The following is a 25,002-nucleotide window of genomic DNA, read 5'->3' as shown; positions in this document are numbered from 1 at the left end:
GATTTCGTATGTTGTGTCCTTGTGTATGTCGGACATAACGATATTTGTATTGTGCTATAATTTTACAATAAATATAGCAGCAATAAAAATATGTAACCTTAACAACGCTTATTCAAGCAGAGAATGTAGGAGGGGAGCGGTCGGAATGAAACGACGTTTGGTGATGTGCATGTTGATCTTACTGTTGGTTACGTCTGGGTTAGCTCTATTTCCAGGAGAGAGAGTGTATGCTTGCAGTTGTGTCGAGAGTGATGTTCAGGAGAGATTGAAGACAAACACAACTGTATTTACAGGAGAAGTGGTGGAGAAGGGACGTTCTCAACAGTCGAAGCATGATGGCTTATTAAGAGAGTATACCTTTGATGTAGATACTGCATGGAAGGGGGTTAATGCCAAAAAGATGAAAATCCTCGCGAGTGACGGTGGATCTGAATCCTGTGGCATTCAATTTGAAAAGAATCAATCCTACCTGATCTATGCTTATCAATATGAAGTGGATCATAAGCTTCATACGAATCTGTGCAGTCGCAATGTTCCAATTGAACAAGCCGGAGACGATCTGAAATTGCTGGGCGCGGGCAAGCTTGTAAGTAAAGAAGATTTTGGAGAAACCAATGATGGTGGTGGGCGAAGTGGGCCTCTCTATCTCATCTTATATGGCGGAGTCATTGTATTGGCAGCGTTGGCAGTCGTGTGGACCTGGAGACGAAAGAAAAGAATCTGATTGCCCAACGGAAAAAAAGCTAATCCCCGTACAGAACGTTAAGAAACATTTACGTTCTATACGGGGATTTTCAGGAGTGGCGTCAAAATTGTATCCAATTGGAGTCGAGATTATCGATCCGATGCAGCTAGTTTAGCTGCAACATGTATTCATAAGCTGTGACACCAAATACCCGTTTGAAATGTCGGTTTAGATGGGTCAGATCGACAAATCCGCAATCGGCAACAGCAGTATATACGTCCTTCTGCATTTCGATGGATTGACGGGCACGCTCTACTTTGCAGTTTAAGAAAAACTGGTAAGGGGATATGCCTGCTTGTGCTTTGAATTCACGGATAAATTGAAACTTGGACATGCCAAATTCGGAGCTCAGGTTGTCCAACTTGAGCACATCTTCGGTGCTGCAAAACATGATCTCCTTGGCTTTGCGGACCAGGTTGTCCTGAGGCAACCAGAGCTTGGTGTCCATTTCCTTCTGAGCCAGCAGGTGAACGAGATCGAAGACCCGTTCGCTGCACTCGGCTTCGTCCTGTCTGAGTTGAACGGCATCGTTCAGCATCAGGATCTTACGTGCAAGCTCGGGATCATAGACGATGGGACTTCCAAAACGCAATTCCTTTTTGCCGATAATCTCCTCTACCAATTCCGGCTTCAAATACAGCATCACATAGTCAATGCCAGCCTTATCATAGGAGCTTCCATCATGGGACTGTTCACGGTTAAACAACATGACACCATTTTGGTGAGACGCCTGATATTGTCCGTCCAGGTTATATTGTTGAATGCCACGCAGGGTTACGCCAACTGCATACTCTTCATGGCAATGTTTTTTGTATGCAAAATCAGTAAAGCTGGCGGATAGTGCCAGCACGTCTTGCGACTTTTTATAGTTAAACCGTTCCATGCAGCACACCTCCCAAGCTTTAGATTAATCCGGATACTATAATGGCTGAGTATAACAAAAAAAGTGCCATGAGAATACTCAGTAATTTTTGGTGGCGATTTAGCAACGTTCTGAAAACCGTGCCAAAAACAACCCAACTGGAATAGGCCAGAAAACCAATGAAGGTAATGAGCAGCACGAACAGGAACGAAGAAAATAAACTTTGATAAAAGGGCAATACATAACTTGGAATGACAGTGAAAGTAAACAAGACGACCTTTGGATTCACAAATTGCATGATGAAACCGTTCCAGAATCCGGTAACTTGTTTCGGTGCATCCTCGGTGGTACCCATCTTGTAGATCTGGTACGCCAGATACACCATGTACAGGCCGCCGACAATCTGCATCACCTTCAGAATTCCGGGTAACACTCCCGCAAGAAGCTGATTAAGAAAAGCTGAGGCGGTAAGCAGCAGACCAAATGCCAGCGTAGCTCCCCATACATAGTGCATTGTTTTTCGTGCGCCAACTATCTGTGTAGAAGAAAGAATTACGATATTGCTGGGGCCGGGGGTAAATGTTACGACGATGCAGTAGATTAAAAAAGATGCAAGATTCATAAGGATGATGCTCTCCTCTGGTTGTAGTTTAGTCCCATGATCATACGTCCAGAGGGAGAAACCATATAGTACATTATTGCAGCAGGTACACGGTTGGCAACAGGAGCGTGCTTATAAAAACTAAGGGGGAGTTTTCTTTTTGAATGATTGCGTTTACAATTTAGACGATGTACAAGGTGATCAGACGACTTGAGGAAGTGAACGGAATGAAAAAAATGCTGCTTGTTTACATTTTGCTAATCTCAGCATTTGCGTTGTATGTATTGAGATTCGAATACACCAGTCAAGTAAACAGTTCGTGGGAGGACCGTGGGCTGCGCGGTGATATCGGAGAGACGTATATCATGATTACATTCCAGTCCGGGCTGGAGTATTGGAAGAGCCCGCTCAAAGGTTTCGAGGATGCCGCGGATGCACTTGGCGTGACCGTAGAATATCGCGGGGCTACCCGGTATGATGCGAAGGAGCAGACCATGGTGATCGAGCAGGCTATCGCTCGTAAACCCGCGGGCATTGCTATATCTGCAATCGATCCTCAATCGTTAGTTCCAGCGATTAACAAGGCAATCGACGCAGATATCCCTGTTGTATTATTTGACGCGGATGCACCCGATAGCCAGGCCTATTCTTTTCTTGGGACAGATAATTACAAGTCGGGTGTAATGGCTGCCGATAAAATGGCTGAACTGCTGGGTCGTGAGGGAGAGGTCGCGGTATTAACCTTGCCCGGACAACAAAATCATGAAGAGCGCACGAAGGGTTTCCGCGATACGATCAAGGAGAGATACCCTTCCATGCAGATTGTTGAAGTTGCAGACGGACACGGTGATGCGATGGTATCCAGAGACGAAACAATCAGAATGATGAAGGAACATCCCGAGCTGGCGGGAATTTTTGTGACTGAAGCTACCGGAGGGGCAGGAGCGGGGGAAGCCGCTCAAACTGCCGGGGACAGACATCCATTGCAGATTATTTCGTTTGATACAAATAAGACTACATTGGATATGATCAAGAACGGTACGATCTCAGCTACAATTGCACAGGGAACCTGGAATATGGGATATTGGTCACTCCAGTATCTGTTCCATCTGCATCACCAGTTAACGGTTCCTGCCCCATCCTCATCCGGTGAAAATGCACCGCTTCCCGTGATGGTGGACACAGGGATCTCTGTGGTGACACGCTCGGATGTGGATGATTACTATGCCAAATAACAAGGGGGATTTCAAGAGTCCAAGGCCTTGGAGCAGGAGAACAATTCTCTCCACTTTCAGGAACGGGATTCGGCGTTTGCGCTTGCGTAATATGCCCCTTCGGTACCAGCTGATGCTGCTTTTTCTGTTATTCGCCATTGTACCTTCCGTAGGGCTTGGGTTGCTTGTGAACTGGACGGTGGAGCGGGTTGTTGAACGACAGGTTGAAGGGCATACCATGCAACTGATTGGCAAAGTGAATGAAGCTCTGAACAGCAAAATGGAGAATTTGCAGAATATGACCTATCTGATTGCATTTGACCCGGATATTGATGCTTTTATGAACGACAAAATGCCACTGAATGATGAAGCAGGTATCGAACCGATGAACATGGACACCAATGCCGAAACGGAGCAAAATCGGTTATATGGCATCAAACAAACCTTGCAGGGATTCACAACGTTGTATCCTGAAATCGCCGGGATTGTTCTTGTCAATGGAAGTGGTGACTATATTAGCAACGAGATGTATCCCCGAACGGAGCAGAGCCTGATCCAGGAAAATTGGTATCAAAAAGCTTCGGCCAATCCGGGCATCTTCATGGTATTGGGTCAGTCGAAAGAGCGTAATCTCACGACACATGTACGGTACAAGGATGATGAGATTGTATCGGTTGCACGTTCCATAACGGATGAAGCGTCAGGACGTGTGCGGGGGGTTATTATGATTGATCTTAAACTAAGGTCGGTCTCTCAGGCTGCCCGTAATGTAACCTTGGGGAAATCCGGTTATGTGATGGTGACGGATGCAGAAGGTCAAAGTGTATACAAGCCGGAGCATCCGCTAATAGAACACATTCCCACAGACTGGTTCCCCTCCGGTGAGAGTGGAACGTTTACCGCCGATACAGAAGGTGGAACGTTATTATTCATGTATCAGTCGTCTACCTTTACGGGTTGGAGAACGGTAGGGGTATTTCCCACAAGAGACTCGATATCCGAAGTACGCCAAATCCAGTTTTACGTGGTTAGCTTTGTATTTGTGGTGTGTTTGTTTGGCCTGAGCGCCTCTTTATGGTTCTCCCGTTCCATTGCTCAGCCCATTTTCCGGCTCATGTCCTATATGCGCAGGGCGGAGACCGGCAATCTCAGACCAGGCCGCTGGAGCGACCGGGCTGACGAGATTGGCATGCTTGGCAACAGTTATAACCGAATGCTGGTACAGATTCGACAACTGATATCACTTAATGAATTGCGGGAGCGGCAGAAGCGCGACGCTGAAATGCGAAGTTTGCAGGAGCATATCAAACCACACTTTTTGTACAATACCTTGGATACGATTCATTGGATGGCACGCAAAGAGGGTGCAGAAGATGTATCCGGCATGGTTGGCGCGTTATCTCGATTATTTCGCATAGGGCTTAGTAAAGGACAGGATTACATTCCGCTGCATTCGGAGATTGAGCATATGACCAGCTATCTGCAAATTCAGCAGACACGATACCGCGATCGTCTTCAGTATACATTGAATATTCCAGAGGAAATGCGGGACCTTTTTGTGTTAAAGCTGCTGCTTCAGCCGCTAATAGAGAATGCAATCTATCATGGAATCAAGGGCAGGCGTGGGCCGGGACACATTAGGGTGGAGGCCAGATTGGAACATAACAGACTGCTGCTGACCATTCATGATAATGGAGCAGGCATGTCCATCGAACGGCTTGCCGAGATGCAGCAGTTGCTCGAAGCTCCGTTGGCAAGTTTGGAAGCGTCTTCGCCTGGGATGACAGGCAAAAGTTATGGAATGTTGAATGTGCAGGCCCGTCTTCGGCTGTCCTTTGGTGATGAGTACGGAATTGTGCTGGAGAGCCAGGAAGGTGAAGGAACGAGTGTGACCATCATTCATCCGTTGATGCGAGAGCTCCCACCAACCAAGCAATTCAATAACGAAGAGAGGCAGGAGAGTGAATGGGAAAATTCATGAAATCGGCCGTGACAACTTCCACTGAAACAGATGAGACATCCGCATTGACTACAGTAATGGAGATTACGCCGGATAGCGATGTGGCGAAGAAATACCGCGTGCTCATCGCTGATGATGAACCGATCATTCGTGAGGGGATTCGGGATGCCATTGACTGGATAACTCTCGGGATGGAGGTTGTTGGTGAAGCGGAAGATGGCGAGGAAGCGCTGGAACGGGCGGCTGACTTGGGTGTGGATATTGTTCTCGTTGATATGAATATGCCATTCCTGAACGGAATCGAACTAATCCGTGCTCTTCAGCAGAAGTGCCCTTGCTGTCGTTACCTGATCATCTCGGGACATGATGAATTTGCATATGCGCAGGAGGCGGTTCGTCTTGGCGTAGAGGATTACATTTTGAAACCTGTGCAAGCAGAACAATTATATGCTGCACTTGAGCGATTGCATCAGCGACTTACTGAAGAGCACCAGAGGACGGCATATGTACAACAGGCAGCTCATCAGATTGAACGTAATATCCCGTTGCTTCGCCAGCGATTTATGCTGGAGTGGCTGGAGGGGCAGGCTGAAGGGAGGGATCTGACGGAGCAGCTTGTGTTTTTACGGCTGCCCGCCGTCCCACCTGTGCAGATCGGGGTCGTACGCTGGCCTGCCGCTGAAGCTCGTCAGACGATACTGAGAGAGAATGATCGTCAGTTATTTCTGTTTGCAGTGGAAAATATAATCAGTGAACTGCTGGGGGACGTGCCACATGTCCTGTTTCGGGACGTAAGCGGGTTGATCGGCATGTGTCTGTGGCAGGAAGCCCCTGAAGAAATAGAGTCCCTTCTGGAACAGCAGATTAGTTCTTGCCTGAATATTGCCATTCATGCTCATGTGGAGACACATGCAGGGACACTGGAAGAAACGCCGGATACGTACCGTCATTGCCGTGAAAGGGTATTCGGGGAAGTACAGTTGTCGCCTCTGGTTCGCCGGGCAAGACAACTTATTCACGAAGAATATGCCGAGCGGGAACTGACCCTGGAATCGCTTGCTTCCCGTCTACAAGTATCTGCCGTATATCTTAGTCGTGTGCTGAAGAAAGAGCTGAATGATTCCTTTGTCACGCTTGTCACGCATGCTCGCATTCGCAAGGCTATACAGTTATTAGATTCAACAACACTGCCGATCCACACCATAGCTGAGCGTGTAGGTTATGATACCCAACATTATTTCAGCACTGCATTTAAGAAAACAATGGGCATTTCGCCTGTGCAGTATCGAAAAAACGGGGGGACAGCCTATCATCCTTCTGCGAATTAAATATCGTATTACAGTTGTTCACTTAGACATGTGATAAATGAGATGGATGTGTTCTACTTCGTGTGAAGCGAAGTGGAGCATATCCTTTTTTTTGACTCTGGAATGGTATCTCGTGGATCAAACTTGTACTTTAAGCGTTTCCATCAAAAGTTAAATTTTTATAAAAAAGGTTCAAAACGTGCAAAGACCTTGCGGCATCTCCAATGCTACCATTAGTCTCAGACAGGAACAGCAAGCAACAGGATGCACTATATGTATTGTAAGCGTTATCTTATAACTCATTCAGAACCGTATGACGTGAGGAAAGGGGAACTTCATATGAAAAAAGGAGCAATGCTCATCTGGCTTCTGGTGATGACCTTGATGCTCTCGGCCTGCAATCTGGCAGAGAGTGGCCCAGGCAGCAAAGAAAAGGGATATGTCGGTATATCGATGCCAACCAAATCATCAGAACGATGGGTGGGAGACGGGGAGAACATGGTCCGTCTGTTTCAGGACCAGGGGTACAAAACCGATCTTCAGTACGCTGAGGATGTGGTCGAGAATCAGATTTCACAGATTGAAAACATGATCACCAAAGGTGTGGATGTGATGGTGATTGCGTCCGTGGATGGCAACACATTAACGGATGTAATCAAGAAAGCGCATGACGAAGGGATACAAGTGATCTCGTATGATCGGCTCATTCGAAATACGCCATATCTAACCTATTACGCCACGTTCGACAATTTTAAGGTGGGTGTGCTTCAAGCCTCCTACATCGAACAAAAGCTTGGGCTCAAGGATGGAAAAGGACCTTATAACATTGAGCTGTTTGGTGGCTCTCCTGATGATAATAACGCCTATTTCTTCTTCGACGGTGCGATGTCTGTGCTGAAGCCGTACATCGATTCCGGCAAACTGGTGGTACGGAGCAAGCAGATGACGATGGCCCAGATTGCGACCTTGCGCTGGGACGGGGCACTGGCCCAGTCACGGATGGATAACCTGCTGAGTGCTTATTACTCGGGTGATAACCTGGATGCAGTATTATCTCCTTATGATGGAATCAGTATTGGTATCATCTCATCCTTGAAAGGGATTGGTTATGGTACTTCGAACAAACCGCTGCCCGTTATTACAGGACAGGATGCCGAACTTGCCTCGATCAAGTCCATTGTGGCCGGGGAACAGACGCAGACGGTGTTCAAGGATACACGGAAGCTAGCGGAGAAGACGGTAGAGATGGCCAATAGTATTTTGCAAGGAAAACAGGCGGAAGTTAATGACAAAACATCATATAACAACGGAATTGAGGTTGTTCCGGCGTATCTCTTGGATCCCATCTCGGTGGACCGTACAAATGTGGAGCAGGATATCGTTGGTACACAGTATTACACGAAGGAAGAAATCGGACTGAAATAATAAATGAAAGGAGCACATCCCATGGCCGGAATCATTCTGGAAATGAAAAACATCACCAAAACCTTTCCTGGCGTCAAAGCGCTGGAAAATGTCAATCTGAAAGTCCGTGAAGGCGAAATTCATTCCATATGTGGTGAAAATGGCGCAGGTAAATCTACGTTGATGAAGGTACTGAGTGGTGTATATCCACATGGCACGTATGAAGGCGACATTTTATTTCAGGGCAAAAATTGTGAGTTCAAGGATATTAAGCAGAGCGAGGATCTGGGAATCGTCATTATCCATCAGGAGTTGGCCCTGATTCCCTACCTTTCAATCGCGGAAAATATATATTTGGGCAATGAGCGTGCCAGCAGAGGAATTGTCAACTGGAAGGAAACTTTTGTAGGTACACGAGAACTGCTCTCGAAGGTGGGACTGAGCGAAAATCCAAACACGCTGGTATCCAGCATCGGGGTAGGCAAGCAGCAACTGGTCGAAATTGCGAAAGCGCTCTCCAAAAAGGTGCGGCTGCTTATTCTGGATGAGCCAACCGCTGCACTGAACGAGGACGACAGTGAAAATCTGCTGCAGTTGATGCTGGAATTCAAGAAACAGGGCATCGCCTGTATCCTGATCTCACACAAGCTGAATGAGGTATCCAAGGTATCCGATTCGGTGACTATTTTACGGGATGGCAAGACAATTGAGACGTTGGATATGAAGAAGGAAAAAGTGACGGAGGACCGGATTATTAGCGGAATGGTAGGACGTGATCTCACTAGCCGTTATCCGGAGCGTCATGCGACCATTGGTGAAGTTATCCTTGAGGTAAAGGACTGGACGGTATATCACGAACATCATGCCGAGCGGAAGGTACTGGATCAGATCCATATGAATATCAGACGTGGTGAGATTGTAGGTATTGCCGGGCTGATGGGCGCTGGGCGTACCGAACTTGCCATGAGTATATTTGGCAAATCCTATGGCCGGAATATTTCGGGTCAACTCATTAAGAATGGTAAACCGATCCACAACAATACCGTCACAGAGGCTATTCAGAATGGGTTTGCTTATGTGACAGAAGACCGCAAGGAATACGGACTCATTCTGATGGATGACATCAAGCGCAATATTTCCTTAACGGGTCTGAGCAAGCTGACGCGAAACGCAGTAGTGAACGAGCGTGAAGAAGTACTGGTGGCGGAAAAGATGAAGAAAAGCATGAACATCAAAGCACCAAGTATTTTGCAGAAGACCGGTAATCTGAGTGGAGGCAACCAGCAAAAAGTGGTGCTCAGCAAATGGATTTTTGCCGGACCAGATATTCTTATCCTGGATGAACCTACCCGCGGTATCGATGTGGGAGCGAAATTCGAAATCTATACGATCATTCATCGGCTTGCTGCTGAAGGCAAGGGCGTACTGGTAATCTCATCCGAGCTTCCGGAGGTTCTTGGCCTGTGTGACCGGATCTATGTGATGAATGCCGGGCGAATCACCGGTGAAGTCAGCCGGGAGCAAGCATCACAGGAAACGTTGATGAGATATATGACCAAGTCTGGAGGCGGCAAGCATGGAAATGATAACAAAACTGTTCAAAAATAATATCCGTCAATACGGTATGATTATTGCCTTGGTAGTGATTATGCTTTTGTTCGAGGTACTTACAGGCGGGCTGTTGCTCAAGCCGATTAATATTACAAATTTGATTTTGCAGAACAGTTACATTTTGGTGCTGGCAATCGGAATGGTGCTGGTCATCATTACCGGGCATATTGACCTGTCTGTTGGTTCCATTGCAGCCTTTGTTGGTGCCGTTGCCGCGATTATGATGGTTGATTGGCAGCTTCCGGCTTGGCTTGCGGTCATCGCTTCCTTGCTGGTTGGCGCTTTGATCGGTGCATGGCAGGGCTTCTGGATCGCCTATGTGCGGATTCCGGCATTTATCGTGACGCTGGCAGGGATGCTGCTATTCCGCGGCTTAACGATGATCGTGCTGGAGGGGCAATCGATCTCTCCTTTCCCAGGTGGATTCCAGAAAATAAGCTCTGGCTTCCTGGCGGACATTCAATTCTCAGGTTTTGGTCTGGTATCTATCATTGTGGGTCTTGTGCTCACCGTCTGGTACATTGTCAATGAACTGCGGGAACGCCGTTCCCAGCGAAAATATGGATTCGAGGTCGTGTCACAGGGACTGTTTTTGCTCAAGTTGATTGTGGTGGCTGTTGTGACAAATCTGTTTACGTTTGTACTCGCAAGTTATGCAGGTATTCCGAATATCCTGGTCCTGCTGTTTGTCCTGATCGTTGTGTACTCCTTCGTTATGAATCGTACTGTCATGGGACGGCATGTGTATGCGCTTGGAGGTAATGAGAAGGCCGCAGGTCTGTCCGGAGTCAAAACAAAAAAGGTAACCTTCTGGGTTTTCGTGAACATGGGTACACTTGCCGCGGTATCCGGGTTGATCTTCGCCGCACGTCTGAATGCAGCTACGCCAAGAGCGGGTACCAACTTCGAGCTGGATGCCATTGCGGCCTGCTTCATCGGTGGTGCTTCCGCTTCAGGGGGCATAGGTACGGTATTTGGTGCCATCATCGGTGGTTTAGTTATGGGTGTGCTGAATAACGGGATGTCCCTGATTGGTCTCGGTATTGACTGGCAACAGGGAATTAAGGGATTGGTACTGCTGCTCGCGGTAGCGTTTGATATCTATAATAAAAATAAAAGATCAGCGTAACACTTGGTAAAATGAAAAAAACAGACCTTGATCTCAAGATCAGGTCTGTTTTGCTGTATGCACGACTTAGTTACATTAAGGCATCGAGGAAACGTGTGGCGATGCCAAAATAGATAAACAGGGACAAGATATCATTCAATGTGGTGATTAACGGGCCAGAGGCAACAGCCGGGTCGACTTTGAAACGACTAAGCAGAAGCGGGATGCATGTACCGGTCAGTGTACCAATGACCAGAGTGAGGAACAGAGATACCCCAATAATGGCACCCAGCAGCCAGTCCCCTTGCCAGAAATAAGCGATGACAGTAATCAGTAATCCACATACCAAGCCAATCATTATGCCTACCTTGATCTCCCGACCAATCAGTGCGAGTACGGTGGCTTTGTCGAGTTTGCGTCCGATCAGTCCGCGTACCACAACAGCCAGAGACTGCGTTCCTGTGTTACCGGTCATACCTGCGATCATCGGCATGAAAAATGCCAATGCCACAACCTGATTGAGTGTATCCTCAAAGAAATCCACAATACTTCCCGAGATTAGACCAATCAATAGAAGCAAGATGAGCCAGGGAAGCCTGCGTCTGACGGCCACGAGTGGTTTGGTATCAAAGTCGATATCCTTGCTACCGCCCCCCATCTTGGCCAAATCTTCACTGGCTTCATCCATAATAATATCGATGACATCATCCATCTGAATGATACCGCATAATCTGTGATTTTCATCCACCACCGGAAGTGCAATAAACTCATAACGCTGTAGAAGCTGTGCTGCTTCTTCCTGGTCCATATCTACCGTTGCATGGATCACCCGCCGGGTCATCAGTTCTTCAACCTGGGTCTTATCGTCAGCCAAGGCAAGGGATCGATAACTCACGACACCGACCAGTTTGCCTTCATTATCGGTTACATAGAGATAACTGGAGGCTGAGATATGCATGGTACCTTGTGATTGTCGTAAGGCTTCCTTGGCTGTCTCATGAGCGAGCAGGGTCCGATATTGATCTGTCATGATGCGTCCTGCCGTTTCCGGCGGGTAATTAAGCACGGATCGGATAATGGCAGAGTGATCCAGATTCATATTGGACAGCAATTCTTCTCTGCGTTTGGCGGGCAAATCGTGCATGAACCGAATCAGATCACTTTTGTCCATCTGCTGCATGACTTCAAGTGTTCGTTCCGGCCCAAGTCGTTCAAACAGTTGAATCTGTTCGTGTAGCTTCAAGGTCTCGGCGAGATCCGCCAGAGCATCAGGTTTGAACAGGAGCAGAAACCGATTGGTTTCTGCTTCAGGGAACTTTTTATATACAAGTGAGAGGTCGTAGGGATGCAGTTCTTTCACCAATTTATAGAAATCGGGAAGGTTCCGGGATTGTACATGTTGCACGAGTTGTTCGGTGATCTCCTCCACGGAGAAATCTTTCTTGGTATGAGGTCTGTTCATATCGACACTCCTTTCTGAATGGTCAACTTCATATTTTTAAACGGAATGGGTTGAAAGTCAAACAACGAAGGGAAAAAGGGAGCGCCAAAAATAATATTGTAATCTTGCTCACCTATTCGATATGGGCTTACAAACAGCCGCTTCAAGGATATACTTGTTGTACAGCAACAGACGAGGAGGACATGCGCTAGTGGAAGTAGATATCAGAACACAATTGCTCAGCATGGTTGAGCCGGAGTATCAAAAATTCTCGGCCGCACTTATTCCCAACATCACGAATGTACTTGGTGTAAGGTTGCCAGCCTTACGAAAAATTGCCAAGCAACTTGCCGCCGGGGACTGGCGCACGTATCTGGAAACGGCAGAGGATGAATATTTTGAAGAAGTGATGTTGCAAGCGATGGTCATTGGACATGTACAGGCTGATCTGGACGAGCTGTTAAAGGCTATTGAAACATTTGTACCGAAGATTGACAACTGGTCGGTGTGTGACAGCTTCTGTGCGGGACTGAAATATACGAAGGTCCATTCGGAGCCCATGTGGGCGTTCTTGCAACCGTATCTGAGATCTGATCAGGAATATGAAATCCGGTTTGGTGTGGTAATGCTGTTGAATTTTTATCTGAATGAGCGATATATCGATCAGGTTCTATCCGCATTGGATCAGATTAGGCACGAGGCGTATTATGTGAAAATGGCAGTGGCTTGGGCCATCTCAATGGCTTATGTGAAACAACCTGAGGTGACTATGCGTTATCTGAACCATAATACCCTGGACGATTTTACGTATAATAAGGCACTTCAGAAAATCACGGAATCTTATCGCGTGGATCCAGAGAGCAAGCAAATGATCCGCAGTATGAAACGTAAGGTGAAGAAGCAGATTACCTCCTAGTTCTAGCATTAAGCATTCCACCGGGGAGAGGGCGATAAACGAATGAGAAAAAAGTTGATGTACACCACGATGCAGTTGGACGGTCGTCCATGGGTGCTGCTCGCTACGGAACAGGGATTGTGCCGAGTGGTCATGCCAAACGAAACATTGGAAGATTGGAACGGCTGGATACAGAAAGTTGCACCTGGCGTGGAACTGGAAGAGAACGAGGATGCTCTGAAACAAACAGGTATGATGGATTGGTTGCAGTCCTATTTTGCAGGAGAACCCATGGCTTATACAGATGCTATCCCACTGGACTTGATCGGAACGAACTTCCAACAGGAGGTATGGAGAGAGCTAGGGCGTGTGCCTTATGGTGAAATCCGGACCTATGGTGATATAGCTGCTGCGATTGGAAGACCTTCAGCTGTGCGAGCAGTTGGGGCTGCAAATGGGGCTAATCCGATTCCGGTTCTGCTACCATGCCACCGCATTATCGGGGCTAATCGCAAGCTGACAGGGTTCCGCGGAGGTTTGGAGATGAAGCGCAGACTGCTGGATATCGAACGGATTGAAGGTGTGACCGATGGAGGGCATGCGCGGTTTCATTTTTAATAAACTCGCGTAATCAAGAAGATTAAGGCGAGTGGACGGGGCAGGCACGTATTGTGCCTGTTTTTTTACATGTATTAGGTAGAGTAATACAAACGTTCCGCATATGGAACACCAACGTTTTACGTATTTTTGCCCGGTGAAACCGTATGGTACCATGGATCATAGATCAATGGGTATCCGGGGGACCTAATGCCGGGTGAGAAAAGGGGGATGACATGTTGAAGCAGGCCTACTGGTTAACCAATGTGACTTTGGAGCGGAGTTATGTTCGGGAAGGGGAACAGGTGACGGGGACACGGACAAGCCCCGCTCATCTGCGGATTGAAGATGGGGTGATCGCGGAGATTGTGGAAGGAAACAACCCATTGTCTAGCGATCTACCACAAGTAGATGGCAAGGGACTTCTGCTGTTGCCTTCGTTCGAGGAGGCACATATTCATCTGGATAAAACCTACTACGATGGGCCGTGGACAGCCGTTAAGCGTATCTCCAGTATTTTCGAACGTATTGAAGAAGAGAAGGTTCTGTTGCCCAAGTTGCTACCAGATGCCAAGCGTCAAGCGGAGAGTATTCTGACCTTGATCCAGGGGTACGGCTCCACTCATGTACGTAGTCATTGCAATATTGAACCCGTCAGTGGCTTGAAAAGACTGGAAGCGACGCGACAGGCTCTGGAATCATTTTCGGGCAAAATCTCTTCGGAGATCGTGGCTTTCCCGCAGCATGGACTGCTTCGCTCCCATTCAGTGGAGCTTATGGGCCAAGCGATGAAGGAAGGTGCAACGCATGTGGGCGGACTTGATCCTCATACGGTGGACGAACAGATCGAGAAATCACTGAACGCCATGGTTGAACTGGCTGTTCAGCATCAGGCGGGCATCGATATTCATCTGCATGATGGCGGGCAGGCTGGCAAACAAACGCTGCTGGAACTCGCAAATCTGACCGAAGCAGCAGGGCTTCAGGGTAAAGTTACGGTAAGTCATGCGTTCTGGTTCGCCCGCGCAGAGCAGCAGGAAGCAGAAGATATGGCGCAGCGAATGGCCTCGCTTGGGATGAGCATTGCTTCCACGGTGCCCATTGGCAGAACGATGATGCCTCTTCCCATGCTCCACCGTATGGGTGTGAACGTGAAGCTGGCCACAGACAGCCTGACGGATCATTGGTCTCCTTTTGGCAATGGGGATATGCTTGAAAAAGCGGGACGATTCGCAGAACTGTACGGATATAGCGACGAACTGTCCTTGTCTCAATCTTTGGCATGGGTAACAGGCGGGATTACACCGCTGGATTCACAAGGCGAACAAGTCTGGCCGAAGGTAGGCGACACCGCGAGTTTTGTATTGGTGCATGCGAGTTGTTCGGCGGAAGCCGTTGCGCGGCGATCTGCGCGGCAGGCCGTATGGTACAAGGGGCAATTGGTCAGCGGATCAACAGCGGATTGAGGAAAATAGAGCGAGTGCAGCCACGGGAAACCGTGGTTTTTTGGCATGGGAGAAAAAGAGGAAAGAACTGTTCGCATATACCACATTTTGGGTTATGATGGACGTAGTTAATGAAGGGAGTATTACAAATGAAGATTGAGTATGCAACGGAAGCTGACTACGACTACATCATTGAAAGAGATCGGCATATCCATCAGCCACTTGTGAAAACGAAGATTAGTGAGAAAGAAATATTCATCCTATGGGACGAGGACGAGGGATCAAGAGTTGGATGGATGAGGTACGGTTACTTTTGGGATAACCTTCCCTTCATGAATATGATCTGGATTGATGAACCCTATCGAAACGGCGGATATGGCAAAAAAGTGGTGCATCACTGGGAAAATTTAATGAAGCAACAAGGCTTTGATACGGTGATGACTTCAACACAATCAGACGAACATGCCCAACATTTCTATCGAAAGCTGGGGTATGTTGATGCAGGGGCTCTGTTGTTGGATACACAACCTTTGGAGATTATATTGATCAAGAAAATCTAGTAAATAAGCTGCAAGGAGAGAGGATTGTGGATGTGAAGAAAGTAAGCCTAGAACCTATAACCAAAGAAAATGAACTCGAGTGCATCCACCTTAAACCACGGCAAGATCAGCTGGATTTGGTTGCAAGCAATGCGGATTCATTGATTCATGCAACGAAGGAGATTACGTCCAAACCATACGGTATTTTGGCAGAGGATCAGATGGTCGGTTTTATTTTATTTGATAATGAGATCTACAATGACGGGTATTACTGGATTCTGCGCTTCATGATTGATGAGAAGTACCAGGGGAAGGGTTATGGCAAACTTGCCATTCAAGAAGTGGTTCGTATGTTGCAAGAGAGAAAAGACTGCCAGCAAATCAGGGTATCCCATGTTCCACATAACATTGCGGCAAATGCGCTGTATAAAAGTTGCGGATTTCAGGACACGGGTGAATTCGAGGACAACGGTGATATCATTTTTAAGTTATCAAGTGAGGTAACAGGGAGGGGAAGCTTGATGATAAGAGAGGCAGAAGCTAGAGATGCAGCGGTTATTGAAAGGCTGTATAAAGAATTATTGCCGAACAACTTAAACACGAAGGTACTGGCAGAACGGATTGAAGAGGTTCGGAATAACCCAAACAGTTTCTTGTTTGTGTATGAAATGGGTAATCAGGTAATTGGCACGGCTCATTTACATATTTGTCTGGATGCTTTGGTGGAAAATAGACCATTCGGCGTAGTTGAGCGGGTTATCATTACGGAACATGTGCAGAGCGAGGGATATGGTACTGAATTGATGAAATATGTAGAGCAAGTGTGTGTGCAGAAAAATTGTGTGAAGGTGTTTCTTACGAGCGGATCATCCAGAAACGAAGCACATCACTTTTATACGAAATTGGGGTACAACGGAGAATCCAGCAAGGCATTTAAAAAGTATTTATAACTTATAACATTCATCAAGGAAAAGGAAGTAGAAGCAAAGAAATGAAAGATAACAAACATCCAGTTCAAGATCTCCGACTCATCGTTACCTTGCTCGTGGCTACTTTATGTTGTCTAGGTGTTGTGATGTATTTACGTGCCCAATCAGATACAAATATGTATCGATTTTTAAGTTGGGATATGTTCCTGGCATGGGTACCATTTATCATCTCATCCTGCATTAGATACATATTCAATAAGAAATTAACCACAACGAGCATGATATGTATGGGGCTGATGTGTGGAGTATGGCTCTTTTTTCTGCCCAATGCGGCCTACCTTTTTACGGAGATTCTGCATTCATTCAGATATTTTGATGCTCAAGGGGAGGTTAGATTTTGGGTTAATATTGATTTTTGGTATGGACTCACCCTGACGTTTGCCGTAGCGATCATCGGATTGCTGCTCTCAACTTGTTCAATCATTCAAATCCATGGCATGTTAAACAAATTAATAAATAAGTACATTAGCATGATGGTTGTCGGTGTTATTTTGCTATTGAGCAGTATAGGGGTTTACATTGGTAGATTTAATCGGTGGAATTCGTGGGATATATTATCCCAACCTGGGAAGATCTTCGTGGATCTTGTGAATGATTTTAATGCAGCGAACAGCATAATGGTTGAGTTTGTTGTCATTGTATTTGCGGTTCAACTTTTTGGATACGTTATTATATCCTTGCTAACCGCAAGGTCGGGCAACTAATTATTCCATTTGAAAGGGTGAAGGAGGCAATATCACACGATGGGTAATCTTAATTTTTTTGATAAACTTCCTCACATTAGTGAATGCAAACAGATTCTAAAGGCAGCAGCTATGCTGGATGCCATTTTGATGCCGGAATGGGAGTACAGGTATTACTCGTATAATTCCCAGTGGGACACGAATGAGCAAATGGCATCCATGAGAAATGGGCAAGGAGATCATTATTTTGCAATATTCAGTCCGAATGGGCTAATTATTAAAGGCTTTGATAAAGAGTATACACTTCAGCATAAGGTTGATAGGAGTGAGGTGGTAAAAAGCGTTCCAGAAGCATTTAATACTTTTGTGGTAGAGCCGGCATTTGTAATGGATCAGACGACGTTCTGTATCTGGAGTGTGGCGGATCAGGAAGGGTGGTCTGCGGGCACGGAGCTTGGGGATCATGAATACGAACTGTTAGAGATTTTGGTAGGCGGCGCGAAATATTATCATGCTTGGGCACAGGATTACTACGAGATAGCGTTGGATATCAAACTGGTTGAACAGGTATTTGATATGAAGCCGATCGATGAGGTCTTACTACAGCAATTAAATGATGAACTGAAATTAAGTGATATCGAAGGTGAAATTGCAGAAATTGGATACCCGGATAAGGATATGAAGGTGTGAAGGCGATAGCCCAGGAAATCACGGAAGAATTGTTGGCTGTGATGGATATGTACCAAAGAATCGCGCGGCAATTGATTGACCAACTGATATTGGAAACCGATCAGCCTGATCGGACGGAAATTCTCGCAGGTGAGTATCATTTGCTGACCAATGCGGATGTAATCCACGGAGAAGAAGAATTAACGGGAAATTGGTATTTTGATGTTCACGGGGTGGCGTATAGAAAAATGATTTGATTGCTTGGCATTTAATTAAAACTGAGGAGGAATTACGTATGGGTTTAACTGAGTGGTCTACAGATATTCTTCAATATGATCTGTCGGATGAATATTCGATTCGCAAAGCAGATTTTGCCGAATGGGGATTATATTGCACGGTTTATTATGATATGCGTTATGTCGGATTTTTCAGGGAAGAAGAGTTCAGTTCTTCCAAGATCAGTGCGTACTGGATTTACAAAGGGGAAAGCAAAATAGGTGGCGTGAGAATGGAGCCTAACCGGATGTATCATTTGTTTTTTGTCCCGCCATTCCAGCAGTGCTTTGATGTATTGAAGCTTCTGAAGCATAAATTATTACAGTGGTCGGATCGCACCAAACGCATTCTGACCTTTGAGATTCTTCCAGACCAAGTTGATCTATACGCACGAGCTGGATTCTGGCCAGTGGAGTTTAGATGTCGCTGGATGCAGCGGCCTACAGATCATTTTGAAGTCGAATGGGACAACAGGGTAACCGTGAAGAGTCCAGAGATTATTGAAAGTGAAACCGGCACCAAAAAATATGTGAATGAAGATGAGATTGCTCAATGTGACCTGGAGAGTTTTGCAGGAAGTCTTGAAGCTACACGAAGAAAACATACCACTCTTGCAGATTTTATACCAAGTGATGACCCTAATTATACCAATGAAATTCTGACCGAAGCGTCCACGCTTGTATATGACAAGGAAACGGGACAGCTTATTGCAAATTGTCGCTTGTGCTTGCAAGATAATCAGGCTGCTGTATATAGCATAGGGGTTCGGCCGGCATATAGAGGAAGAGGGCTTGCTACACTGATGTTACAGAGAGCATTAAATGAACTTAAGGGTAAGTATCCCGTTCTACGATTGTATGTGATGCAAGGAAATGATGCGGAGTCCGTGTATCTGAATCTGGGATTTATTCCGGGTGTGCAGGAGATTCAGACGATGTATATTCCTGAGGAGGAATCACAATGAAGGTTGCCATTTATTTTGAAGGCATTCCATGGCAATCAGTTGGAGAGAGAGGATAGTAAACGTTCGTAGCAATGTGCTGCTACTTTCGAAAGGAGAGATATACATGGGAATGATCATTATGTTGGTGGTGTATCTGTTCCTCGGTATTTATGTTGTGAAAGTTGGAATAGATAACTCCAAAAATAGCCAGCACACCAAAGAAATATTATCAGAGTTAAGGGAAATTAAGGACCTGTTGAAAGAACGAGGGTAAAGATTGATTAGGCTTGTGTTTCAAAATTAGCTGAGGAGCAGCATTTGGATGACTCCCTCTCCTGTAGGTCAGGAAAGGGAGGATTCTTGGGCAGCGCAGCTAGCCACTTTAACCCAATACACGAATAACAATATCCTGATCATGGTTACCAAAACCGGCACCATAGATCGTTAATCCCCCTACGTTGGGGCTTTCTTCGTCAACCGTGAAACGTAGCGTCCAGAACGGTTCGCCTAGTTTGACATCTTTGAGAGTAATGTCTGACATCCGCTCACCATCCATATAGGTACCGTAGGCATCGATACGAATAGTCTTCAACAATCCATACTGATTCACATTGCGATGCCACCATTCTGGTGTATATTTGCCGCGTGCTGCTCTGCCAAAGTCGGCAGGGCTTGTCCACGTTCCGAGAGAAACGCCGTTGAAGGTGAAACGAATATCGGAAGGCCAATGATCTCGCAATCCCGGAGCTTCAGACGCCAGTTCCATCGAAATTTCAATAGCATCGGTTGTCTGGTCAGGAAGGACAAAGTTCGGTGTTTTATATTCAACATAGCCCTTCCCAAACCACAGGATAGCGGCGTGTACCCGCTCGGGATCAAGGAAGTAACGGGGATCATCCCATACGCCGATTTCTTTCTCAAGTGTCCCTAGCCCACAAGTAGGATGAATATCAAAAGCAGTGTAGTGCCCCACGGCTATCGTCTGTTCTCTGGTTCGTGAAGTTTGGCTTGCGGATGGCAGCTCGATTTCAATCTGATTTTGTTTGAGGTAACATAATTTGTGCGTCCCTCCGTTGATCCGAACTCGCCTGCTACCAATTAGACCCGCATCCTCCAGTTTGCGAATATGCATCGTGACAATGGAGGGGCTAAGCTCTAATACTACCGCAATATCCTTCACATTCATTTCGCGATCTGCAATCATATCCATGATTCTCCATCTGACCTCACTTGCCAGCGCCTCATATAAAGGAAGGAACTGGGGCTCTCCATTTGCTTTGATCATCTGTACAACTCCCTACACTCAATATTCTAAAATCACATATATATTAATTTAATAAAATTAACTCCAAGATGCAATCCAGATTCATTGCAAGTTAATGCCCGATGGTGTTTAATTTTTGTAGTTGTTACGAAGTTGAATTCTTATATTTGTGAATTTTATGATAAGAGATGGAGTGGAGTAATGAAATACAATAACCCTGTTGTAAAAGGTTTTTATCCAGACCCTAGTGTGATTAAGGTGCACAATACCTACTATATGGTGTGTAGTTCTTTTCAATATTTTCCGTGCGTACCGCTCTTTGAAAGCAAGGATCTGCTGAATTGGAAACAGATTGGTCACTGCCTGACTCATAAAAGCCAGATTCAGCTCGAGACGGTGAATAGCTCCGGGGGTGTATTTGCCCCAACCATCAGGCACAATAACGGGCGTTTTTATATGGTCACAACGAATGATACGACGCATCAGAATTTCTATGTCTGGACGGATAATATCTACGGAGAATGGTCTGAGCCTATCTATGTGGATCAAGGGGGAATTGATCCGGATTTGTATTTTGAAGATGGAAAAACCTTGTTTATGAGTAACGGGGTGGATGATGAAGGCGTTGGCGGAATTGTTCAGTGCGAGCTTGAAATTGAAACTGGCCGCAAACTTAGCCCAAGTCGTTCGATATGGAACGGAACAGGTGGACGATATCTGGAAAGCCCGCATCTCTATAAAATGAACGGTTATTATTATCTGCTTGCAGCTGAAGGCGGCACCGAATATGGTCATATGGTTACGTATGCTCGGGGGACTTCTTCTTCGGGACCGTTCGAAGCCTACGTGCACAATCCGGTTCTAACGAATCGCAATCTGGGTGGGTATGAGCTCCAGGGTGTCGGGCATGGTGATCTGGTTCAGGATGATCTGGGGAACTGGTGGCTCTTTCACTTGGGATTCCGACAGATCGGCAGATGGGCTACGTACCATCATCTGGGTCGTGAGGTGTTCTTGACTCCAATTACGTTTGGTGAAGACGGATGGTTTACAGCCGGGCATGAAGGCACAACGCTGACGAGTTTTGAGACCAATCGTATCCCAGTTACGGTGATCCAGCAAGATAAGAAGCATTATACGTTTGCAAATACAGACTGGAACCTCGACTGGTGTTACCTTCGTCATCCAAATACAGAGTATTATCAGCTCGAATCAGATAAGCTTACGCTAACAGGAACCGATGTCACGCTGGACGTTCCGGCATCCCCAACCTTCATCGGGCTACGTCAAAAAGACTTTAATGCTACGATTTCTGTCGATGTTAGTCTGACGAGTGGAGAAGCCGGGATCACGATCTACATGGATGAGAATCATCATTATGAAGTGGCTATTCGTCAGGAGCAGGACGGCTATAAGGTGATCGAGCGTCTAAATATCGGTGATATCAAATCGAGAGAACATGAAGTGGATCTGGGAAATAAACAGCATGCAACACTGGTGATCCGCTCAAGCCAGGAACGCTACAGTTTCCTGTTTCAAGCAGATGGTGAAGAGATTCTGTTAGGCACGGCACAGACGAGATACCTATCCTCGGAGGTGGCAGGAGGTTTTACAGGCGTACTTATTGGGTTATACGCGAGTGGGCAAGATACTTCAGCTGAGTTTACAAATTTCAAGTGTGATTATCATTAAGAAGTTAAGGGGAGGGCCTAAGGGTCCTTCTCTTTTTTTTAATTTGTGTAAAAATATAGATATATTAATAAATGCCAATAAAGATTTAAACTTGGAAAAAGCTGCTGTTATCTATATGGCATCACTAAATAATCTACATGTAACAAAAGGTTAAAAGAACGTGTTATTTAAATATATAGCTTGATTGGATAACCAAGGAGGAGTTGTATGGAGGATCAATGGAGAATTGCAAAGTATGATCCGGCATGGCGTGATTTGTTTCTCGAAACGGGTTCGAAATTAAGAGAAGCGTTAGGAGAAAAGGCCGTGCGGATTGACCATGTTGGGTCCACTTCAATTGTTGGAATAGATGCCAAACCCATCATAGATATACAAATATCTGTTTCCCAGTATGAAAATTTGTTGGACTACAAACGTGAGATCGAAACCGTCGGATTTGTATTCAGAGCAGAAAATTCAGATAAAACTAAACGTTACTTTCGTGAAGAACCCGGAAGCAGAAGGATACATATACACGTTAGACAGGTAGGCAGTTTCTCCGAGCAGATGACCTTGCTGTTCAGAGACTATTTAAGGGAGCATCCAGAAGATTGTTTGAAATATGCAGAAGAAAAGCACAGACTCATGTCATTGTATAAAGATCAGCGTCCCAAATATGTTGAAGGAAAAGGACCAATGGTGTGGAGCATATTACAGAGAGCACATCGTTGGTCTCAAGAAATCGGATGGCAGCCGGCAAAATCTGACGCATGAGCACATCCAATGAATAGAGATAACTGTATTGGAGTGATGAGATGAACATGGGAAGAAAGCTGATAACAACCGTTCTAACTATCATTTGTTTTACTTTGGCTGCGAGTCTCATATCGATGAATGAATCCTACAGTTTTGATTTTTACATTCTTATTTATCCGAATATACGCGACTCCCTTGATCCTGTTGATCGGGCTACCTTTATCGATATTGCTAGACTATCTGCTCAGCCGCATACAATTCCCTAATCATGTGTTGTATCTAAGTACGAGGATATTAGGCTATGCATGTGCTGGAGTTTTAGGCATGTACATCTATTATCTGGTCATGGGCGCAGGAGAAGCAATCTTGGATTTCAAAGAGACGTTAGTTCTGACCTTATTTGGCGTTCTTGCCGCTATCCTATTTGTACTGATTGATATGGGATTGGAAGTTTTGTTAAAGGTACGAAGAAAAAAGAGTTGAATTAAATTGATTTGTCAGGAGGAAAGCAAAATGACAACGCATTGTGCACTTCTAATCATTGACGTACAGGTAGCGATGTTTGATGAAGCAGATCCCGTATATCAGGGGGAACGATTGCTTCAGAAGATCCAGGTGTTAATTGCCAGAGCCCGTGAAGCAGGGCATTCCATCATATATATCCAGCACAGCGAAGGGGCAGGCAGTCCACTGGAACGAGGAACACCGGGGTGGGATATCCATCCGTCCATTGCACCTATAGCTGGTGACCTCGTTATCGAAAAAGAGACACCGGATTCGTTTCACAAAACCAATCTGCATCTGAAATTGCAAGAAGATGGAGTGACGGAGTTGATTCTCGCGGGTATGCAGACTGAGGTATGTGTAGACACGACTTGCCGCAGAGCGTTCAGTCTGGGATACACGGTCAATCTGGTTCAAGATGCGCACAGCACATGGAATTCAAAGACGCTTCAAGCAGAGCAGATTATTGTACATCACAATACGGTACTGAGACTGTTTGCCAACGTGGTGGATACGGAGAATGCGCTGTAATGCTAGGAAAACGTAGGCGATTCTGGTTTTTCATAGGTGCGGCAATCCTGTTTTTGTATTTTCAAATCACGAGTAATCCAGATCCAAATAAGCCTATTTCAAGAAATCGAGTGATAAGCACAGAGATGAGCATTGTCGTGTACACTAGGACAGGCGACGGTGGAGCACATACTAGCATTGACAATGTTACGTTAAGTAAAGAAGACATTAGCCGTATAGTCGGCTGGCTGAATGCAGCCCCCGAATCAGCCAAAATACCAGTAGATGATGTCACAGGAAGCATTAGTGCAGGAATTGCTTTGAAATTAAAGCATAAGGCTGAAATTAAAATTCAATACAATCGGAAACAGATTATTGTATCCACAAAAAGCAGATTTAATAGAAGTTCGAAATATATACTTGATCAAAAGGACTTAAGAGACTTTTTGGATCAAAAGTTGGAAGGGACATATTTTGGTGAAGATACCGTTAGTGTTGAATAAGGGGGAGATGTATTGACGATTAACAAAAGAATAATGAATCTATCAGCCTGGCTTGCTGTATTAGCCATCCTATGTATTCCTGGAACTTTACATACTGAAGATGGACCGTTCCGAACAGAGTATGGTTTCCCGCTCCGATTCTTTACGGATTATCATTATGCTAATTCTGAGGGAACAATCTGGTTTATATCTGGCATCTATTTAAATGTACTTCTATATTTGTTCAATGTTCTGTTTATTTATGCAGGAATTCATGTAATCTTGTATATAAAAAAGAAAATAACTAAATAAATTGAACTGAATATTTACACGAAACGGAGAGGACAGAAAAAAACTGAAGAAGCGAAGTGTTCGCCTAATAGCTTTCTGAAAGAAAGCTGCATCGGAAGCATAGGCTTATCTCCGGAGTTTCCCATTATAAAATGAATCAAAAAAATTTGGGGATAACAGCGATCGGAAGGTTGTTCTGTCATCGGAGTGGTAAGTGTAAATATTCAATAGTTTA

26 protein-coding genes are annotated in these 25,002 nt (G+C 45.6%); 22 read left to right on the top strand and 4 right to left on the bottom strand.

All coding sequences use genetic code 11. The features are described 5' to 3' along the window. Positions 1 to 145: 145 nt before the first annotated feature. Positions 146 to 724 carry a hypothetical protein gene (locus tag EL84_RS29310; protein WP_047844008.1) on the top strand — a complete coding sequence of 193 codons (579 nt, stop codon included), beginning with the start codon at positions 146 to 148 and terminating at the stop codon, positions 722 to 724. 127 nt (positions 725 to 851) lie between these two features. Here EL84_RS29310 and EL84_RS29305 read toward each other — a convergent pair whose 3' ends face one another. Beyond that, a complete protein-coding gene (locus EL84_RS29305; protein ID WP_047844007.1) occupies positions 852 to 1,628 on the bottom strand; it encodes an AraC family transcriptional regulator in 777 nt (258 codons plus the stop codon). Positions 1,629 to 1,647: 19 nt separating this feature from the next. Further along, positions 1,648 to 2,229, bottom strand: a complete 582-nt coding sequence (locus EL84_RS29300) for a LysE family translocator (RefSeq protein ID WP_047844006.1) — start codon at positions 2,227 to 2,229, stop codon at positions 1,648 to 1,650. 206 nt (positions 2,230 to 2,435) lie between these two features. Between EL84_RS29300 and EL84_RS29295 the strand changes: the two genes are divergently transcribed. The 6 genes from EL84_RS29295 (at position 2,436) to mmsB (ending at position 10,833) form a co-directional block, all read left to right on the top strand. Then, positions 2,436 to 3,443 carry a substrate-binding domain-containing protein gene (locus EL84_RS29295; protein WP_036674465.1) on the top strand — a complete coding sequence of 336 codons (1,008 nt, stop codon included), beginning with the start codon at positions 2,436 to 2,438 and terminating at the stop codon, positions 3,441 to 3,443. A gap of 91 nt (positions 3,444 to 3,534) precedes the next feature. Then, the gene (locus tag EL84_RS29290) at positions 3,535 to 5,403 is read left to right on the top strand and encodes a sensor histidine kinase (RefSeq protein WP_047844005.1); all 1,869 of its coding nucleotides are present in this window, start codon (positions 3,535 to 3,537) and stop codon (positions 5,401 to 5,403) included. An 8-nt stretch (positions 5,404 to 5,411) separates the two neighbouring features. Continuing rightward, positions 5,412 to 6,710, top strand: coding sequence for a response regulator (locus EL84_RS29285; protein WP_047844487.1), 1,299 nt, complete (start codon positions 5,412 to 5,414; stop codon positions 6,708 to 6,710). Between the two features lie 318 nt (positions 6,711 to 7,028). Continuing rightward, positions 7,029 to 8,114, top strand: a complete 1,086-nt coding sequence (gene chvE, locus EL84_RS29280; protein WP_047844004.1) for a multiple monosaccharide ABC transporter substrate-binding protein — start codon at positions 7,029 to 7,031, stop codon at positions 8,112 to 8,114. 21 nt (positions 8,115 to 8,135) lie between these two features. Continuing rightward, on the top strand, positions 8,136 to 9,701 hold the full coding sequence (gene mmsA, locus EL84_RS29275; RefSeq protein ID WP_047844003.1) for a multiple monosaccharide ABC transporter ATP-binding protein: 1,566 nt from the start codon (positions 8,136 to 8,138) through the stop codon (positions 9,699 to 9,701). Beyond that, positions 9,670 to 10,833, top strand: coding sequence for a multiple monosaccharide ABC transporter permease (gene mmsB, locus EL84_RS29270; RefSeq protein WP_036674453.1), 1,164 nt, complete (start codon positions 9,670 to 9,672; stop codon positions 10,831 to 10,833). Before mmsA ends, mmsB begins: the two co-directional genes overlap by 32 nt. Before the next feature lie 70 nt (positions 10,834 to 10,903). On the opposite strand, the gene mgtE is transcribed toward mmsB, so the two are convergent. Beyond that, a complete protein-coding gene (gene mgtE, locus EL84_RS29265) occupies positions 10,904 to 12,274 on the bottom strand; it encodes a magnesium transporter (RefSeq protein ID WP_047844002.1) in 1,371 nt (456 codons plus the stop codon). 190 nt (positions 12,275 to 12,464) lie between these two features. Here mgtE and EL84_RS29260 point away from each other — a divergent pair, with 190 nt between their 5' ends. From EL84_RS29260 to EL84_RS32350, 10 genes are all read left to right on the top strand, one after another. Further along, complete coding sequence (locus EL84_RS29260) at positions 12,465 to 13,169, top strand: DNA alkylation repair protein (protein ID WP_047844001.1); 705 nt, start codon at positions 12,465 to 12,467, stop codon at positions 13,167 to 13,169. 42 nt (positions 13,170 to 13,211) lie between these two features. Next, positions 13,212 to 13,766: a methylated-DNA--[protein]-cysteine S-methyltransferase gene (locus EL84_RS29255; protein ID WP_047844000.1), complete on the top strand. Its 555-nt coding sequence runs from the start codon at positions 13,212 to 13,214 to the stop codon at positions 13,764 to 13,766. Positions 13,767 to 13,981: 215 nt separating this feature from the next. Then, on the top strand, positions 13,982 to 15,211 hold the full coding sequence (locus EL84_RS29250) for an amidohydrolase (protein WP_047843999.1): 1,230 nt from the start codon (positions 13,982 to 13,984) through the stop codon (positions 15,209 to 15,211). Positions 15,212 to 15,339: 128 nt separating this feature from the next. Then, entirely contained in the window at positions 15,340 to 15,750 is a 411-nt protein-coding gene (locus tag EL84_RS29245; RefSeq protein WP_047843998.1) for a GNAT family N-acetyltransferase, read from the top strand. A gap of 26 nt (positions 15,751 to 15,776) precedes the next feature. Beyond that, positions 15,777 to 16,679, top strand: a complete 903-nt coding sequence (locus tag EL84_RS31560) for a GNAT family N-acetyltransferase (RefSeq protein WP_082219169.1) — start codon at positions 15,777 to 15,779, stop codon at positions 16,677 to 16,679. A gap of 41 nt (positions 16,680 to 16,720) precedes the next feature. After that, complete coding sequence (locus EL84_RS29235) at positions 16,721 to 17,422, top strand: DUF1361 domain-containing protein (RefSeq protein WP_047843997.1); 702 nt, start codon at positions 16,721 to 16,723, stop codon at positions 17,420 to 17,422. 39 nt (positions 17,423 to 17,461) lie between these two features. Beyond that, positions 17,462 to 18,091 (top strand): hypothetical protein, encoded by a 630-nt coding sequence (locus EL84_RS29230; protein ID WP_047843996.1) that lies wholly within the window; start codon positions 17,462 to 17,464, stop codon positions 18,089 to 18,091. Then, a complete protein-coding gene (locus tag EL84_RS29225) occupies positions 18,088 to 18,327 on the top strand; it encodes a hypothetical protein (RefSeq protein ID WP_047843995.1) in 240 nt (79 codons plus the stop codon). The genes EL84_RS29230 and EL84_RS29225 overlap by 4 nt, the downstream gene beginning before the upstream one ends. Before the next feature lie 38 nt (positions 18,328 to 18,365). Next, positions 18,366 to 19,310, top strand: a complete 945-nt coding sequence (locus EL84_RS29220) for a GNAT family N-acetyltransferase (protein WP_047843994.1) — start codon at positions 18,366 to 18,368, stop codon at positions 19,308 to 19,310. A 103-nt stretch (positions 19,311 to 19,413) separates the two neighbouring features. Beyond that, entirely contained in the window at positions 19,414 to 19,563 is a 150-nt protein-coding gene (locus EL84_RS32350; RefSeq protein ID WP_165790026.1) for a hypothetical protein, read from the top strand. A gap of 108 nt (positions 19,564 to 19,671) precedes the next feature. Here EL84_RS32350 and EL84_RS29215 read toward each other — a convergent pair whose 3' ends face one another. Then, positions 19,672 to 20,574, bottom strand: coding sequence for an ArsR/SmtB family transcription factor (locus EL84_RS29215; protein WP_047843993.1), 903 nt, complete (start codon positions 20,572 to 20,574; stop codon positions 19,672 to 19,674). A gap of 180 nt (positions 20,575 to 20,754) precedes the next feature. Between EL84_RS29215 and EL84_RS29210 the strand changes: the two genes are divergently transcribed. The 5 genes from EL84_RS29210 (at position 20,755) to EL84_RS29190 (ending at position 24,497) form a co-directional block, all read left to right on the top strand. Then, positions 20,755 to 22,245 (top strand): glycoside hydrolase family 43 protein, encoded by a 1,491-nt coding sequence (locus tag EL84_RS29210; RefSeq protein WP_047843992.1) that lies wholly within the window; start codon positions 20,755 to 20,757, stop codon positions 22,243 to 22,245. A gap of 207 nt (positions 22,246 to 22,452) precedes the next feature. Beyond that, a complete protein-coding gene (locus tag EL84_RS29205; RefSeq protein WP_047843991.1) occupies positions 22,453 to 22,998 on the top strand; it encodes a GrpB family protein in 546 nt (181 codons plus the stop codon). Positions 22,999 to 23,304: 306 nt separating this feature from the next. Then, positions 23,305 to 23,463 (top strand): hypothetical protein, encoded by a 159-nt coding sequence (locus tag EL84_RS32095; RefSeq protein WP_161799455.1) that lies wholly within the window; start codon positions 23,305 to 23,307, stop codon positions 23,461 to 23,463. Between the two features lie 30 nt (positions 23,464 to 23,493). Next, positions 23,494 to 24,015: a cysteine hydrolase family protein gene (locus EL84_RS29195; protein WP_047843989.1), complete on the top strand. Its 522-nt coding sequence runs from the start codon at positions 23,494 to 23,496 to the stop codon at positions 24,013 to 24,015. Beyond that, positions 24,015 to 24,497, top strand: a complete 483-nt coding sequence (locus EL84_RS29190; protein ID WP_053061651.1) for a hypothetical protein — start codon at positions 24,015 to 24,017, stop codon at positions 24,495 to 24,497. Before EL84_RS29195 ends, EL84_RS29190 begins: the two co-directional genes overlap by 1 nt. Positions 24,498 to 25,002 lie beyond the last annotated feature (505 nt).

This window comes from Paenibacillus sp. VT-400 (genome assembly GCF_001029205.1).
Lineage (GTDB): Bacteria > Bacillota > Bacilli > Paenibacillales > Paenibacillaceae > Paenibacillus > Paenibacillus amylolyticus.
Note: the sequence above shows the minus strand (reverse complement) of the source record. Positions and strands in the feature narration are given on the sequence as shown.

What these genes read in the sequence shown, in the direction of transcription:
- EL84_RS29310 (WP_047844008.1), top strand. Translation starts at nt 146, where the DNA reads ATGAAACGACGTTTGGTGATGTGCATGTTGATCTTACTGTTGGTTACG.
- EL84_RS29305 (WP_047844007.1), bottom strand. Translation starts at nt 1,628, where the DNA reads ATGGAACGGTTTAACTATAAAAAGTCGCAAGACGTGCTGGCACTATCC.
- EL84_RS29300 (WP_047844006.1), bottom strand. Translation starts at nt 2,229, where the DNA reads ATGAATCTTGCATCTTTTTTAATCTACTGCATCGTCGTAACATTTACC.
- EL84_RS29295 (WP_036674465.1), top strand. Translation starts at nt 2,436, where the DNA reads ATGAAAAAAATGCTGCTTGTTTACATTTTGCTAATCTCAGCATTTGCG.
- EL84_RS29290 (WP_047844005.1), top strand. Translation starts at nt 3,535, where the DNA reads ATGCCCCTTCGGTACCAGCTGATGCTGCTTTTTCTGTTATTCGCCATT.
- chvE (WP_047844004.1), top strand. Translation starts at nt 7,029, where the DNA reads ATGAAAAAAGGAGCAATGCTCATCTGGCTTCTGGTGATGACCTTGATG.
- mmsA (WP_047844003.1), top strand. Translation starts at nt 8,136, where the DNA reads ATGGCCGGAATCATTCTGGAAATGAAAAACATCACCAAAACCTTTCCT.
- mmsB (WP_036674453.1), top strand. Translation starts at nt 9,670, where the DNA reads ATGGAAATGATAACAAAACTGTTCAAAAATAATATCCGTCAATACGGT.
- mgtE (WP_047844002.1), bottom strand. Translation starts at nt 12,274, where the DNA reads ATGAACAGACCTCATACCAAGAAAGATTTCTCCGTGGAGGAGATCACC.
- EL84_RS29255 (WP_047844000.1), top strand. Translation starts at nt 13,212, where the DNA reads ATGAGAAAAAAGTTGATGTACACCACGATGCAGTTGGACGGTCGTCCA.
- EL84_RS29250 (WP_047843999.1), top strand. Translation starts at nt 13,982, where the DNA reads ATGTTGAAGCAGGCCTACTGGTTAACCAATGTGACTTTGGAGCGGAGT.
- EL84_RS29245 (WP_047843998.1), top strand. Translation starts at nt 15,340, where the DNA reads ATGAAGATTGAGTATGCAACGGAAGCTGACTACGACTACATCATTGAA.
- EL84_RS29235 (WP_047843997.1), top strand. Translation starts at nt 16,721, where the DNA reads ATGAAAGATAACAAACATCCAGTTCAAGATCTCCGACTCATCGTTACC.
- EL84_RS29230 (WP_047843996.1), top strand. Translation starts at nt 17,462, where the DNA reads ATGGGTAATCTTAATTTTTTTGATAAACTTCCTCACATTAGTGAATGC.
- EL84_RS29220 (WP_047843994.1), top strand. Translation starts at nt 18,366, where the DNA reads ATGGGTTTAACTGAGTGGTCTACAGATATTCTTCAATATGATCTGTCG.
- EL84_RS32350 (WP_165790026.1), top strand. Translation starts at nt 19,414, where the DNA reads ATGGGAATGATCATTATGTTGGTGGTGTATCTGTTCCTCGGTATTTAT.
- EL84_RS29215 (WP_047843993.1), bottom strand. Translation starts at nt 20,574, where the DNA reads ATGATCAAAGCAAATGGAGAGCCCCAGTTCCTTCCTTTATATGAGGCG.
- EL84_RS29210 (WP_047843992.1), top strand. Translation starts at nt 20,755, where the DNA reads ATGAAATACAATAACCCTGTTGTAAAAGGTTTTTATCCAGACCCTAGT.
- EL84_RS29205 (WP_047843991.1), top strand. Translation starts at nt 22,453, where the DNA reads ATGGAGGATCAATGGAGAATTGCAAAGTATGATCCGGCATGGCGTGAT.
- EL84_RS32095 (WP_161799455.1), top strand. Translation starts at nt 23,305, where the DNA reads ATGTACATCTATTATCTGGTCATGGGCGCAGGAGAAGCAATCTTGGAT.
- EL84_RS29195 (WP_047843989.1), top strand. Translation starts at nt 23,494, where the DNA reads ATGACAACGCATTGTGCACTTCTAATCATTGACGTACAGGTAGCGATG.
- EL84_RS29190 (WP_053061651.1), top strand. Translation starts at nt 24,015, where the DNA reads ATGCTAGGAAAACGTAGGCGATTCTGGTTTTTCATAGGTGCGGCAATC.